At 73.0% G+C, this 14,265-nt stretch carries 11 protein-coding genes; all 11 read right to left on the bottom strand.

The window, feature by feature from the left end:
* Positions 1–43 precede the first annotated feature (43 nt).
* On the bottom strand, positions 44–1,159 hold the full coding sequence (locus VKV23_01945; protein ID HLI14802.1) for a mandelate racemase/muconate lactonizing enzyme family protein: 1,116 nt from the start codon (positions 1,157–1,159) through the stop codon (positions 44–46).
* Positions 1,160–1,269: 110 nt separating this feature from the next.
* The gene (locus VKV23_01940; GenBank protein HLI14801.1) at positions 1,270–2,037 is read right to left on the bottom strand and encodes an SDR family NAD(P)-dependent oxidoreductase; all 768 of its coding nucleotides are present in this window, start codon (positions 2,035–2,037) and stop codon (positions 1,270–1,272) included.
* Between the two features lie 118 nt (positions 2,038–2,155).
* A complete protein-coding gene (locus VKV23_01935; protein HLI14800.1) occupies positions 2,156–2,917 on the bottom strand; it encodes a glucose 1-dehydrogenase in 762 nt (253 codons plus the stop codon).
* 6 nt (positions 2,918–2,923) lie between these two features.
* Positions 2,924–4,825 (bottom strand): hypothetical protein, encoded by a 1,902-nt coding sequence (locus tag VKV23_01930; protein HLI14799.1) that lies wholly within the window; start codon positions 4,823–4,825, stop codon positions 2,924–2,926.
* Positions 4,822–5,961, bottom strand: coding sequence for an ABC transporter permease (locus VKV23_01925; protein ID HLI14798.1), 1,140 nt, complete (start codon positions 5,959–5,961; stop codon positions 4,822–4,824). The genes VKV23_01930 and VKV23_01925 overlap by 4 nt, the downstream gene beginning before the upstream one ends.
* Positions 5,951–7,414 carry an ATP-binding cassette domain-containing protein gene (locus VKV23_01920; GenBank protein ID HLI14797.1) on the bottom strand — a complete coding sequence of 488 codons (1,464 nt, stop codon included), beginning with the start codon at positions 7,412–7,414 and terminating at the stop codon, positions 5,951–5,953. The genes VKV23_01925 and VKV23_01920 overlap by 11 nt, the downstream gene beginning before the upstream one ends.
* Before the next feature lie 129 nt (positions 7,415–7,543).
* Positions 7,544–8,695, bottom strand: a complete 1,152-nt coding sequence (locus VKV23_01915; GenBank protein HLI14796.1) for a sugar ABC transporter substrate-binding protein — start codon at positions 8,693–8,695, stop codon at positions 7,544–7,546.
* A gap of 170 nt (positions 8,696–8,865) precedes the next feature.
* On the bottom strand, positions 8,866–9,624 hold the full coding sequence (locus VKV23_01910; GenBank protein ID HLI14795.1) for an SDR family oxidoreductase: 759 nt from the start codon (positions 9,622–9,624) through the stop codon (positions 8,866–8,868).
* A 7-nt stretch (positions 9,625–9,631) separates the two neighbouring features.
* A complete protein-coding gene (locus VKV23_01905) occupies positions 9,632–10,387 on the bottom strand; it encodes an SDR family oxidoreductase (GenBank protein ID HLI14794.1) in 756 nt (251 codons plus the stop codon).
* The gene (locus VKV23_01900; protein ID HLI14793.1) at positions 10,384–12,180 is read right to left on the bottom strand and encodes a hydantoinase B/oxoprolinase family protein; all 1,797 of its coding nucleotides are present in this window, start codon (positions 12,178–12,180) and stop codon (positions 10,384–10,386) included. The genes VKV23_01905 and VKV23_01900 overlap by 4 nt, the downstream gene beginning before the upstream one ends.
* Positions 12,177–14,261 (bottom strand): hydantoinase/oxoprolinase family protein, encoded by a 2,085-nt coding sequence (locus VKV23_01895; protein ID HLI14792.1) that lies wholly within the window; start codon positions 14,259–14,261, stop codon positions 12,177–12,179. Before VKV23_01895 ends, VKV23_01900 begins: the two co-directional genes overlap by 4 nt.
* Between the last annotated feature and the right edge of the window lie 4 nt (positions 14,262–14,265).

The following is a 14,265-nucleotide window of genomic DNA, read 5'->3' as shown; positions in this document are numbered from 1 at the left end:
GCCGGTCCTCGTGGCCAGGTGCGCGCCCGTGCACGGCTCGCGCTCAGCGGTCCGCCCGGAACTCCTCGACGAAGTCCTCGTCGAGGTCCCAGCCGAAGCCCGGCGCCTCCGGGAGCGTGAAGAGCCCCTCGCTCAGGTCCGGCCGGTTGGCGAGCATCCGCCAGAAGATCGGGTCGCGCTCGGGGTGGAACGCCTCGACGTAGGTGCCGTGCGGGATGGCGGCGAGGAGGTGGCTCGAGACCTGGGCCTCCTCGTGGTGGCCCATCTCGACGCCGAAGCTCGCGGCGAGCTGCGCGACGCGGCGCCACTCCGTCGGCCCGCCGCCCCAGGAGGCGTCGAAGTTGGAGACGTCGATGGCGCCGGCGACCATGAGGTCCCGCATCCCCGACCGCGTGATCTCCATCTGGCCCGCGGCGACGGGCACGCCGGTCTTGTAGCGGACGTCGCGCATCGCACGCCGGTCGTCGGGCCACTGGCACGGCTCCTCGAACCAGCGAAGGTCGACGAAGTCGCGGACCCGGGCGACGAACTCGACGGCCTCGGCGACCGTCCAGGCCTGGTTGGCGTCGACGAGGAAGCGGAATCCGGGTCGGGCCGCCTTGACGGCGCGCCGGAGCCGTTCGGCGTCCTCGGCCGGCGAGAGGCCCCCGATCTTGAACTTCATGCCGGTGAACCCCTCGTCGGAGAAGAAGCCCACCTCCTGCTCGATGCTCCCGGGGTCATCCGTGTAGTAGCCGCCGATCCCGATGATCGGCACGGCGTTGCGGAAACCTCCCCACAGCCTGAAGAGCGGCACGCCGAGGGCCTTGCCGATCGCGTCCCAGGCCGCCGAGTCGACGCAGGCGATGGCCTGCATCGCGAAGCGCCGGTCGCGCAGCTGGTCGAAGGTGATCCGGCGCATCGCCTCCCAGCAGTCCTCGTAGGCGAAGGCGTCACGTCCGGTGACGAGCGGGGCGAGCTCGTCGTGGATGATGCGGACGATCGTCGCCTGCTCCTCGTCGGCGTCCGCGTTGTAGGACTGGCCGACGACGCCCTCCTCGGTGACGACGCGCGTGATGATCGTGCAGCGGTTCGGCATCTTGTAGTGGCTGCCGCGATACAGCCGTGCGAGGCTCACCCGGATCGGGATCGTCTCGATGGCGCGGATTCGAAGCTGCACGGTCGGTTCCCCTGTTATCGATTCCAGAATCGGTTTCAAACTACTGGTCGGCCGCGAGGGCGTCAAGGCTGGCGCCGGCGCGGCCTGCCGACGTCCACCGGGTCCCACGGTCAGTACATGAGGAAGCCTCCGGTGATGTTGATCGTCGCCCCGGTGATGAAGGCGGCGTGCCGGCTGGCGAGGAAGACGGCGACCCCCGCGATCTCCTCGGGCTCGGCGATGCGGCCGAGCGGCGTCGCGCGCGTCATCGTCTCGAGCACCTCGTCGCTCAGGCCGGTCAGCAGCATCGGAGTGCGCACCTGCCCGGGGGCGATGGAGTTGCAGGTGATCTCGTGCGGCCCGTACGTGCGGGCCATGCCCCGCGTCATCGTGACGATGCCGCCCTTCGTCGCGTTGTAGACGACCGAGCCCCCGAAGCCGCCCGTCCACCACCCCTGGGAGGTGAAGGTGATGATGCGCCCGCCGCGGCCCTGCTCCACCATCGCCTCGGCGGCGGCGCGGCAGAGGAAGAAGGTCGCCTTCAGGTTCGTGTCGACCTGGAAGTCCCAGTCCTCCTCCCGCACGTCGCTGAGGTGCTGCTGGCGTCGCAGCACCGCGGCGAGGTGGACGAGCGCGTACAGCTCGCCGAAGGCCGAGCGAGCCTCGGCGACGAGGGCGTCGTGGGTCGACAGGTCGCCGAGGTCGACGGCGCGGTAGCGGTGGTCGGTCCCCTCGAGCGACTCGAGGAGCCCGCCGGCGTCCGCGCCGGGCCGGTCGACCGCCAGCACCTTCGCGCCCGCCGCGGCGAAGGCCTTGGCCACCTCGCGGCCGATCCCGCCGGCCGCGCCGGTCACGATCACGGCGCGCGACTCGAGCCCTGCGCCGAGGTCCCAGGTCATCGCCGCCGCTCCAGCTCGCCTCGAAGGGTTCGACCAGCCATCTGCCTCCCTGACCTTGCCGTCGTGGTGTCGTGGCCGGCGCCGGCCGCCCCGGCGCCAGGTGGCCGCCTCGCCTCGTTCACCTCGCGGTGTGTCCCCCGTCGACGTTCAGCACGTGGCCGGTGACCATCGAGGACTCGTCGGAGGCGAGGAAGACGGCGGCGCCGACGATCTCCCTCGGCTCGCCGAGCCGTCCGAGGGGGATGTTGGCGAGGAACCGCTGCTCGAGCTCGGGCCGGTCCGCGATGGCCTGCTCGACGAGCGGCGTCTTGAAGTGCGTTGGGGCGATGACGTTGACGCGCACGCCCGCCGGGGCCCACTCGACGGCCAGGCACTTGGTGAGGCCGATGATGCCTCCCTTGCTCGCGGCGTAGTTGGCGTTCCCGGTGTCGATGCCCACCTGGCCCACCACCGACCCGATGTTGATGATCGACCCGGGCCTCCCGTCCTCGATCATCCGCCGGCCGACCGCCTGGTCGCAGAACCAGCAGCCGCTCAGGTTGACGTCGATGACGCGCTGCCAGTCCTCGGGGCTGAGCGAGACGGCCGGTCGGCGGACGCCGATCCCAGCCGAGGCGACGAGGACGTCGATGGGGCCCACGGTGCCGGCGATCTCGGCGACGCACGCCTCGACCTCGGCGTGGCGGCTCACGTCGAGGCGCCAGGCGCTTGCCTGGCCGCCGCGCTCGTGCACGCGCCCGGCGACCTCCTCGGCCCGCGCCAGGTCGAGGTCGGCGATCGCGACGTGCGCACCCTGTGCGGCGAGTCCCTCCGCGATGGCGGCGCCGAGGCCGCTCCCGCCGCCCGTGACGAGGGCGATCGTGCCGGTCAGCTCGAACATCGCGCCCTAGCCGGTCCGCAGGCGGGCGACGCCGTACCCGCCGATCTCGAAGGCGGCGGTGCCTCGCGCCCCGTCGGCCCGCTCGGCGCGGCGCGGGCCGACCCAGTCGGCTCCCCCGCCGGGTGCCGGCGAGGCGAGCTCGTGGAGCTCGGCGTCGCCCGCGAGGCCGGAGAGGACGACCCGGCGCCCCTCGGGGGCCAGGTTGGCGACGAGGAGCTCGGAGCGATCGGGCCACTCCATGCCGAGGCCGGCGAGCGTGCCGCCGTGGGGGCAGGCGAGGCGCACGAGGTTCCCGCCGCGCCAGTGGGTGACGGACTCGAGCACGCGGTAGACGGGGCCGGCGTACCAAGGCGAGCCGGCCGCTCGACGTACGAGTCCGCGGTCGCCGGCGAGCTCGAAGTAGGTCACGGAGGCCGCCTCGGCGTCGACGAGCTGGCCGAGCGAGCTCACCGTCCACGCGGCGGCGAAGGGGAGGAACTGGCGGGGATCGCCGTAGGCGGTGCGGACGGGGACGTCGGGCACGCCGCCCGGGTAGGGGCCGAACTTGCCGATCAGGGCGACGGAGATGACGTGGACGGGCCGCCTGCCGCCGCGGGCGCGGGCGGTGAGCACCGTGTCGGCCTGGCCCCAGGAGTTCTCCATGAGCGAGGTGTCATCGGCGGCATGGACCTGCGGGCAGATCGTGTAGCCCACGCCGTCCACGCCGGTGAGGTCCGGCCACTGCCGGTTCAGGTCGGCGAAGAACTGCTCGGTCGCCGAGACGAGCGCGCTCGGGCCGCAGCAGCTCTCGACGGCGCTCCGCAGGGCGCGCACCTTGGCGCCCGCCGTCGCCGTGCGGCCGATGATGAAGCCGCGGGGCGCCTCGAGCACGACGACGCGCTCCAGCCTCGGGCGGGACCGGGCGAGCCAGCGCTCGAGGCGGCCGACCTCCTCGGCGCGCACCTCGCCCGGGCTCACGACGAGCACGAGCTCGAGCGGCGCGCCGCAGGCGAGCGCCGCCTCGGCCCGGCGGGCGCCCACCTCGACCGCCTCGTCGGAGGTCAGGTCGAGGTTGACACGTACGTAGTCGAGCGAGAGCTCGCGCACGAGGTCGGCGGCCGGGGCCTCGAGCGCGTCCAGCTCGTCGGGGAACTCCGAGCCGATCCTCGGCAGCGAGGCCACCCGCCGGCGGTCGACGGCCACGGCCACGTGACCGGCGTCGGGCGTGGGGAGCGGGCCGTTGGCGTAGCGGGGGCGGATGGTCACCGCCTGCTCGAGGGGCTGGCCCGGCTCGGCGGTGAGGGGGATCGGGATCTCGAGCGGCGTGCTGTAGGACTTCAGGTTGTAGTCCGTCCAGTTCCGGTGGTCCTGCATCTCGAACTCGTCCCCGGTGAAGCTGAAGACGACCTCCTCGCCAGCGGCGGCCTCGAGGACGAGCTCGTCGTAGGGCATGAACATCCCGGTGAGCTTGCCGTCGACGAAGAACTGGGGCTCGATGAGCCCGGGGATCCGGCCGCTCGCTCGCCGGTCGCCGCGGCGCGACACCCAGCGCGCACCGAGGCTCTCGGGGAGGGGGTGGTGGAGGTTGAGGCCGAGCTTCGCGTAGCGGAAGCTCGAGAGCATCCGGCCGCGCATCGAGTAGGAGAACTCTCCGTCGGCGCGGCCGGCGATCGACACGCTCCACTCGGCGCGGATCGGGCCGTCGTCGACGCTGCAGGACAGCGCGACGTCGAAGCGGCCGGGTCCGCTCGAGACGTCGCGCCTCGTCACCTCGAAGGGGATGGTGTTCCACGCCTCGTCGCGCACCGCGATGTAGAGCCTCGTCAGGAGACGGCGGCCGGCGAACGACAGGTCGCGCACGTCCGCGCCGTCGAGCACGCAGGCGAGGTCCCCCGCCTCGAGCCGGGCGCGCACGTCGGTGCCGGTCACCACTGCACCTGGGCGGCCCTGCTCTCGCGCCCACGCCCCGTCCACCAGTCGATCGCCACGGCCACGATGATGATGAGGCCGACGAAGATCAGCTGGACGAAGGCGCCGTAGCCGAGGAGGGACAGCCCGTTCGAGATCAACGTGAGGAAGAGTGCGCCGAGGAAGGTACCCCACACGGTGCCCCGCCCGCCCGACAGGCTCGCGCCGCCGATGATGACGGCCGCGAACACGGTGAAGGGGAGGTTCGACCCGGACGTCGGGTCGGTGGCGCCGACGAGCGAGAAGTCCATGATCCCGCCGACGACGGCGAGCAGCCCGGCGAGCGCGAAGGCCACGACCTTGTAGCTGCGCACCGGCAGATGCGCGACCCGAGCAGCGCTGGGGTTGCCGCCGATCGCCGCCGAGCGGAAGCCGAACATGCTCCGGTGGACGAGGAGGTACATGACGAGGCTGATCCCGACGAGCCACGCGATCTGCACGGGAATCTGGCCGAACAGCTGGTCCTGGCCGAAGGCCGCGAAGATGTTGTAGCCGCCGAGCGTCGTGTTCGGGTTGATCGAGGCTGAGTTCGAGATCAGGAAGTCGATCCCCTCGGCGAGGTTCAGCATGCCGAGGGTCGCGATGAACGAGTTGACCCGCACGACGGTCGTCACGAAGCCGTTGACGATCCCGGCCGCGACCCCGGTCGCGAGCCCGGCGAGCAGGGCGGGCACGAACGGGGTGCCGTTCGTCCACAGCAGCCCGGTGACCATGGCGCCGAGCCCGTAGACCGACCCCACCGACAGGTCGATCTCGCCCACGAGCAGGACGATCATCTCGCCCAACGAGATGATGGCCAGGCTGCTCGTCGTCTTGAAGATGTTGAGGATGTTGTTCGCGCTGAGGAAGGCCGTGTTCAGGCCGTCGAAGACGAAGGCGCAGATGAGCACGGCGGCGAGGAGGCCGCCGAGTCGGGACCACGACCGGAGCACCCGCCTCGCCGTCGCCCAGCTGCCGCCTGCCCGCTCGGAGGCTCCCCCGGACGCGCCCGCCTCCCGTTCGACCGGGCGCGCGAGCCGTCCGGTGCCGTCCCGGCTCGCGTGTAGCCCGTCCCAGGCCCGGAGGCGCTCGGCGAGCCGGCGCTCGCTACGCGGCATCGTCCCTCCTTCGCGAGAGGAGGCGGTTCACGGCGACGCCGAGCTCCTCGAGCTCGCCGACCGCCTTGACGTCGATCATGCCCCGAATCGCGTGCTCGCTCACGACGTAGAGCTGATCCGCGCACCCGAGGGCGTCCTCGAGCTCGGTGACGTACAGGACGACGGCACCGCCGGCAGCCGCGAAGTTCCGCAGGATCGCGTAGATCTGGCGCTTCGTCGAGACGTCGACGCCGCGCGTCGGCTCCTCGACGACGAGCAGCGCGGGATCCACGGCGAGGGCGCTCGCCAGCGCGACCTTCTGCTGGTTGCCCCCGCTCAGGCTGCCGACGCTCGCGCCCGGCCGTTCGGTCTTGATGTCGAACTCCTCGATGTAGGCCTGTGCCGCTCTGGCGAAGGCCCGCTGGGTCAGCAGCCGCGGCCGGCCCGGGAGCTGGTCGCGCCGGAGACGGGCCGCGATGTTGGCCGCGACGGAGAGGTTGAAGAAGAGGCTGTGCTGGCGGTCCGAGGGCATGTAGGCCCGCTCTGTCGCCCGCCGCCGGCCGTCGGGTGCGGGCGCGCGTACCGACGCGGCGCGCACGATCTCGCGTCCGCCGCCGCCCTCCGGGCCGGTCACGGCGATCACGAGGCCGGGGATCCCCTCGAGCCGCGCGCCCGGGGCGGGGAGCGGGCGAGCCGACGCGGCCGCGGGGGGCGCGGGCGCGCTCGCCGGGACGGCCGCCGGCGCTGCGCTGGCGCCGAGCTCCTCGGCGGCGAGCAGCGACGCCAGGCGGTCGGAGGTCACCTCGTCGCCCGCCAGCGTCGTGACGACCGCGCCGTCGCGCACGACGGCGACCTCCTGGCAGACCTCGGCGACCTCGCCGAGGCGGTGCGAGACGAGGAAGACGAAGCGGTCGGGGCTCTTGAGCAGCTCCATCTGCTCGAACAGGCGCCGGGACTCCTCCCGCGTGAGCGCCGAGTTGGGCTCGTCGAAGAGGAAGACCTCGGCGGAGCGCAGGAGCGCCCGAGCGATCTCCGTCAGCTGCCAGACGACGATCGAGGTGTTCTCGAGCAGCACGTCCGCCATCGGGGCGATCTCGAGGCGCTCGAGGAGCGCGCGCACCTCGCGCGTCGGGCGCGGCCGGCGCAGGCCGGCGTTCTCGACGAGGAGGTTCTCGGCGACGGTGAGGTTCGGGAAGAGCTGGGGCTCCTGGTGCACGATCGCGACCGATCGGCGGCGACGCTCCGCGCTCCACACCGTGGAGTCGACCGAGAGCGTGCCGCCGTCCTCGCGCTCTTCGCCGGCGAGGATCTTGACGAGGGTGCTCTTGCCCGCGCCGTTCGGGCCCACGATGCCGACGATTCGGTTCGAGGCCACGGCGAGGGAGAGGCCCTTGAGAGCGTGCGTCGGCCCGTAGGACTTGTCCAGCGCCTCGATGCGCAGTGTTCGTGTCTCGTGCAACGTCGGGCTCGTCACCTCGGTTGGTGGTCAGTCGGTCCGCCCTCAAGGGCGGGGGGCGACGAGGACGGCACGGCGCCGACCGCCGGGACAACGAGCCCCGGCAGGACGAGCGCCGTGCCGCCGCTCACCGCCTGGCGCCCAGGGTCAGCCGAGGGCGCCCGGGATGCTGTTGTACAGCTTGATGGCCTTGGCCACGTTGGCGGGCGTCCAGATCGACGGGTTGAGGTACTGGAAGGGCGTCTTCGGGACGACCCCGCCGAGGAGGAACTGGGCGCAGCCCTTCACGAAGTTCTCCGCCTGCAGGTCGTAGCGCTGGTCGATCGTGCCGATCAGGGTCCCCTGCTGCAGGTCCTTCAGGTAGGTGGAGTCCACGTTGAACCCCAGCGTGTACACCTTGCCCTTGAGGTGCCGGGAACCGATCAGCTGGGCGATGACCGCCGCGCCCCAGTCGCTGTCGAAGTAGAACTGGACGTTCGGGTGCCCGGTCATGAAGGCGGACATCTTCGAGTTGATCTGCGCGGGGTCGTAGCCGGTCGTGAAGGCGTTCGTCGGGGTCCCGACGACGCTCATCTTCGGGAAGGCCTTCTTCACGGTGCTCAGCCAGCCCTGCATCCGGCCCTGCGCCCACGAGGCCGTCGTGTCGCCGGTGATGAGCGCGGCAGAGGTCAGCTTCACCTTGTGCGCCCTCGCCCAGGCGACCGTGAAGTCGCCGGCGATCTTGCCGGTGAAGAACCGGCCCGACGGTGCGGTGTCGTTCACCCCGTAGTAGGCGATGCGGTGCGAAGCCGGGCTGTCGGTGTTGACGGTCATCACCGGGACGCCCGACTGCATCGTCGTGTTGATCACCTTGAGGAAGGCGCCGGGCGTGACCGGCTCGACGCCGACGCAGTCAACCTGACCGGCGCTCACCAGGCTCTGGATCTGGCTGATCTGGCTCGGCGGATCGGTCTCCGGCGTGCCGATGAGGTTGACCTTGATCGTCACGCCGTAGCGGTGCTTCGCCCACGCGGCACCCCGCTGCAGCCCCGCCCGCAGGAGCGCCGGCGCGCCCGGCTCGGAGAGCGCCTGGAAGGAGAGGTCCATGACGAGCGGCTTGTGGGCCTTGATCTTCGACTCGATCCTGCTCGCCAGATGGAAGGTTCCCCACTTGAACTTCACGGTCTGCGGCGCCTTGGCCCCACGCGCCACCTTCGGTGTGGCGGAGGTGGAGCAGGCGGACGCCACGAGCAGCGACCCTGCGGCCACCACGGCGCCCGCGACGGGCATGAAGTGCTTGTTCGTCTTGCTGTGTCTCACGCGCTTCCCCCTCACCGCGAGATCGCCGCGCTGTCTGGCGGCGCTCGCAATCGATTCCAAGGAACGATGCTAGGAGGGTCGCCCGGCGCCGTCAACCTCGGGGGGCCGGGCTCGCCGGTACCCGGACCGACCGCCGCGGCGAGCGCCGCGCGCACGCCCAGCGGGGCGCCTCAGTCGATCGGCGGGATCGCGAGCGCGCAGGCGAGCGCCCCGTCGACGGGGATGACCGCGCCCGACACGAAGCTCGCGTCGGGCGAGCAGAGGAACGAGACGACGGCCGCGACCTCCTCGGGGGTCCCGACACGTCCGAGGGGGTGCGCGCGTCCGAGCGCGGCTCGGCGCGACGGCGGGTGCGAGGTCTCGAACATGTCGGTGCGGATGAACCCCGGCGCGACGGCGTTGACCCGGATCCCCATCGGTGCGTACTCGAGGGCGAGGCCCCGCGTGAGCTGGTTGAGCGCGCCCTTGGCGGCGACGTAGGAGATGATGCCGCGCGTCGCCAGCTGCCCCATCACCGAGCTGACGTTGACGACGCTCGCGCCCTGCGCTCGCGCCAGCGCCTCCTCGAGCTGGCGAGTGAGCTCGAAGACCGCGCGCACGTCGACCCGCATCACGGCGTCCCAGGCGCTGCCCCCCTGCGTACTCGGAGGGCCGACGCGCACGACGCCGGCGTTGTTCACGAGCGAGTGGACCGGGCCGCGCCCGGCGAGCTCGGCGGCGGTGCGAGACAGCGCAGCGTCGTCGGCGAGGTCGCAGCAGCGCACCTCGGCCTCGCCGCCCGCTGCCTCGATCGAGGCGGCGACCGCCGCCAGCGCGTCGGCGTCGGTCCCGAGGAGGGCGACCTGGTGGCCGTCGAGGGCGAGACGCCTGGCGATGGCGGCGCCAATCCCCCGGCTCGCCCCGGTCACGACGGCTCGGCGCGCCGCCACGGCCACGCTAGGCGCGCATCGCGCCGTCGAGGACGACCGCCGCCCCGGTGAGGTAGGGCGGGGCGTCGAGCGCGAGGTAGGCGGTGAGGTTCGCGACCTCCTCGGGCCGTGCGTAGCGGCCCGCGGGGATCGCCGCCTCGAAGGAGGCCGGGGCGCCGAGCGCGTCCGCCAGGGCGGCCTCGATGCGGCCCATCATCGGGGAGGCGACGCAGCCCGGGCAGACGGCGTTCACCGAGACGCCGCAGCGCGCGAGCTCCGCGGCGACCGAGCGGGTCAGTCCCACGACCGCGTGCTTGGTCGCGCTGTAGGCGGCCAGGTAGGCGGTCCCGGCCAGGCCGGCGCCCGAGGCGACGTTGACGACGCGGCCGTTGCCCCGGGCGCGGAAGTGGGGGATGACCGCCTGCAGCACGCGGACCACGGCGAGCACGTTCACGTCGAAGACGCGCTCGACCTCGGCGAACGGCGCGTCCTCGATCGGACCGACCGGTCCCGCGATGCCGGCGTTGTTGACGACGGCGTCGAGACGGCCGAACCGGTCGCGCGCGGCGTCGAGCACGCGCGCAGCTGCCCCCTCGGCGCTGACGTCCTCGGCGAGGAGGAGGTGGTCCGCACGGAGCGCGGCGAGCGACCGCAGCGCGTCCTCGTCACGGTCGACGAGGACGAGGCGGGCTTCCCGGCGCGCGAGCTCACGGGCGATCGCCGACCCGATCGTCCCCGCCGCGCCGGTGAGCGCGACGACCGGCCGCTCGTGCGCGCTGCTCACGCTCGCTGCCGCCTCGGGCGCGAGCGAGCCGCGCGGGTCGCCTCCTCGTCGACGGCGAAGCCCCCCGTGGCGAGGGGGCGGACGACGACGCCGTAGTCCCGCTCGGCTGCCGCGACCGAGACGTAGCCGTCGAGGACGTCGTCGAGGACCCAGGCGGGGTCGCGCTCGAAGGGGTCCCCGTAGCCGCCACCGCCGGGCTGGAAGCAGTCGAGGATGCGGCCGGGCTCGAGGCGCATGCCGGTGCAGAACATCCCGATGTTCACCTCCTCGGGGGTGCCCGGGCCGTAGACGAAGCGGTTCGGCGCCGCGTCGCCGCCGCCGGCCCAGCCCCAGGGCCCGAAGCGCTCGCCGTCGCCGAGGTCCGACAGCACCCCCTCGGCCTCCGTGAGGTACCAGCGCCGGCGCACGCCGAGACCGCCTCGGGAGCGACCGGGGCCGGCGCTGTCGGGCTCGAGCCGGTAGCACTCGTAGCGCAGCGGGAAGAGGCGCTCCTGGAGCTCGACGGGCTGGTTCGTCGCCGTCGTCGCGAACGTGGTCATCGCCGTGTGGTTGTCCCGGGCCGCGGGGCGCCCGCCCCAGCCGCCCTCGAGCCACAGGTACGCGACGTAGTCGCGCTCGAACCCCGGCCGCGGGTCGTAGCCACCGATGACGATGTTGAGGAGGCCCGTCGGCCCCGCCATGCACCGCTCCGGCGCGATCTGGATGAAGGCCTTCAGCACGCAGTCGGCGACAGCCGGGTAGACGCCGGCAGCCATGCCCGAGGTCGGGGCGGGGAAAGGTGCCGAGACGAGCAGGCCGTCGGGCACGACGAAGTCGACCGCCCGGAACACGCCCTCGTTCATGAGGACGTGGGGGAAGATCATCTTCAAGGTCACGACGGCCGACGAGATGCACACGGCCTTGGAGGCGTTCATCGCCCCGCGCGCGAGACCCGAGGACTCGGAGAAGTCCATCGTCGCCCGGTCCCCGCTGATCGTGAGGCGCATGCGCACCGCGAGCGGGGTGTCGTCGTCGGCCCCCGGGTCCCGGTCGATGAGCGCCTCGACCGGGATGGACACGTCGGGCAGCTGCGCGAACTCGTGGCGCAGCACGTCCTCGGCGTAGCCGATCACCTCGTCCATGACCGCGACGATCGTCTCCTCGCCGTGGCGGCGCGCCAGCTCCTGCAGCCGCCGCTCGCCGAGGCGGACCGCGCCGATCTGGGCGAGGAGGTCCCCGTAGGCGACCTCCGGCATGCGCACGTTGCGCAAGATGAGGTCGACGACCTCGCGCTCGAGGACCCCGCCACGCACGACGTGGACCGGCGTGATGGCCAGGCCCTCCCCGTAGGAGCTGCGCGCGTTCGGGTCGAAGGTGCCCGGGACCGCCCCGCCGATGTCGGTCCAGTGCGCGGAGCACTGGACGAAGGCGGCGAGGCGTCCGCCGAGGAAGACCGGCATGATCGCGCGCACGTCGTTGTGGTGCGTGCCCCCGATGTAGGGGTCGTTGACGAGGACGACGTCGCCCTCGCGGAAGAAGCGCTCGGGGTGCGGTCCGACCCACGCGAGGGTCCCCTTCACCGTGAACGGGATCGTCCCGAGGTGCGCGGGGAGGTCCGTGCTCCCCGACGCGACGAGGTCGCCGCTCGCGGTGCAGATCGTCCCCGAGTAGTCTCGCCCCTCGCTCACGACGAGCGAGAACGCCACCTTCTGGAGCAGCGCCCCCATCTCGTCGACGACGCTCGAGAAGGCGTTGTAGAGCACCTGGAACAGGATCGGGTCCCGCGTCCGAAGGCCATCCCGCCCCGCGTTCACGGCGCCTCCCAGCTCGTCCGCTCGATGACGAGGTTGCCCAGCGCGTCGACCTCTGCCTGCCAGCCCGGCGGGACCCAGGTCGTCGAGTCGGCCTGCACCGCGATGGCCGGACCGCGCAGGCGCGTGCCGACCGGCAGCTCCTTGCGCGCGTACACGGGCGTGGGCAGCTCGCCGGCCTTCGTCACCACCTTCCGCTCGGTCGTCGGCGCGCCCGACCGTCCCGGGACGAATGGGATCGTCGGCCGACGCGCCGGCCGCAGCCCACGGGCCCGCAGCGCGGCGGTCTCGACCGGGATGTCGCGGGTGGCGAAGTGGAACTGGCGCTCGTACTCCTCGTAGAACCGCTCGAGCAGCGTCCCGGCGAGGTCCCCGGCGAGCGCCTCCGGGGTGACGGGGATGGTGAGCGCCTTCACCTGCCCGACGTAGCGCAGGTCGAGCGCGAGCTCGATGCGCCGCTCGTCCGGCGCCACGCCGTCGAGGTCGAGCCGCTCGTGGAGCTGCGCGGCGAGCGCGCCGAGGCGCGCGGCCACAGCGTCGCGCCCGAGCGCCGAGAGCGGGGCGATGAACGCCTCGGCGACGTCGTGGGCGATGTCGACGTGCAGGCACCCGAGGGCCGAGGTCACCCCGGGCGCGAGCGGGACGACGACCCGGCGCATGTCGAGGGCGGCGGCGAGCTCGGCGGCGAGCAGCGGCCCGGCGCCCCCGAAGGCGACGAGGGTGAAGTCCCGCGGGTCGAGGCCGCGCTCGACGGTGACGACGCGGATCGACCGGGCCATGCTGTCGACGACCAGCTCGACGATGCCGAGCGCAGCCGCCGCTACCGTGAGCCCGAGCCGGGACGCGAACTCCTCGACGGCACGCGTCGCCGCGCCCTCGTCGAGCGCGACCCCGCCCGCCAGGCCGAAGCCCCCGCCGAGGCGCCCGAGCACGACGTTCGCGTCGGTCACCGTCGCGGCGGTGCCGCCGCGCAGGTAGGCCGCGGGGCCGGGGACGGCCCCCGCGCTCTGCGGCCCGACGTGCGGCAGGCCCCCCGCGTCCACCCACGCGATCGAGCCGCCCCCGGCGCCGATCGTGACGAGGTCGACTGCCGGGAAGCGGATCACCTGGCCGAACTGCGGCGAGTACTCGTTGACGAGGCGCGCCCGGCCGCCCCTGATGACCGCGATGTCCGCGCTCGTCCCGCCGATGTCGAGGGAGATCACCTCGTCGAGGCCTGTCGCCCGGGCGATCCCCTCGGCGGCGGTCACGCCGCCGGCCGGGCTGCCTGACCCGGCGACGCCGGCGGCCGCCATCGCGCCCGCGGCCGGTCCCGAGGTGACGAGGCGTGCCGGGAAGCGCGCCGCGCTCTCGACCGAGAGCAGCCCGCCGCCGGAGTGCATGACGGCGAGCCTGCCGCGGAATCCCGCCGCGGCGAGGAGGCGCTCGAGGGAGCGCAGGTAGCCCGCGACGACCGGCACGAGGCACGCGTTGATCACCGTCGTCGAGGTGCGCTCGAACTCGTCGGGCTCGCGCAGCAGCTCGCACGAGCACGAGACCGTCGCCTCGGGCATGGCCTCGAGGATGAGCGAGCGCGCCCGCAGCTCGTGGTCGGGGTTCTCGTAGGAGTGGAGGAAGCAGGTGGCGAAGGAGGTGATGCGCGCGGCACGGGCCGACTTGACGGCGGCGAGGACGTCCGCCTCCTCGAGGGGCTCGACGATCGCGCCGGCGTAGTCGAGGCGCTCGCGCACCTCGTAGCGGTGGCGGCGGGGCACGATCGGCGCCGGCGGGTCCCACATGATGTCGAAGGGGTCACCCCGGTTGTGGCGGCGCAGCTCGAGGACGTCCCGGAAGCCCGCGGTCGTGAGGAGCGCGGTGGGCGCGACCTGCCCCGTGATCACCGCGTTCGTCGCCACCGTCGTGCCGTGCGCCACGAGCTCGGTCTCGGCGAGGTCGATGCCCGCCGCCGCCAGGGCGTCGAGCACCCCCTGCTCGTAGCGGGGCGGTGTGGAGGGGACCTTCGCGCTCGACAGCGCCGAGCCGCGCACGGCGACGAGGTCGGTGAAGGTGCCGCCCGTATCGATCCCGACGCGCCAGCGGTCCACGGCG

This window comes from Acidimicrobiales bacterium, from assembly GCA_035294085.1.
Classification (GTDB): Bacteria; Actinomycetota; Acidimicrobiia; order Acidimicrobiales; family Bog-793; genus DATGLP01.
The sequence above is the reverse complement of the archived record's forward strand: the minus strand, read 5'-3'. Positions and strand labels throughout refer to the sequence as shown.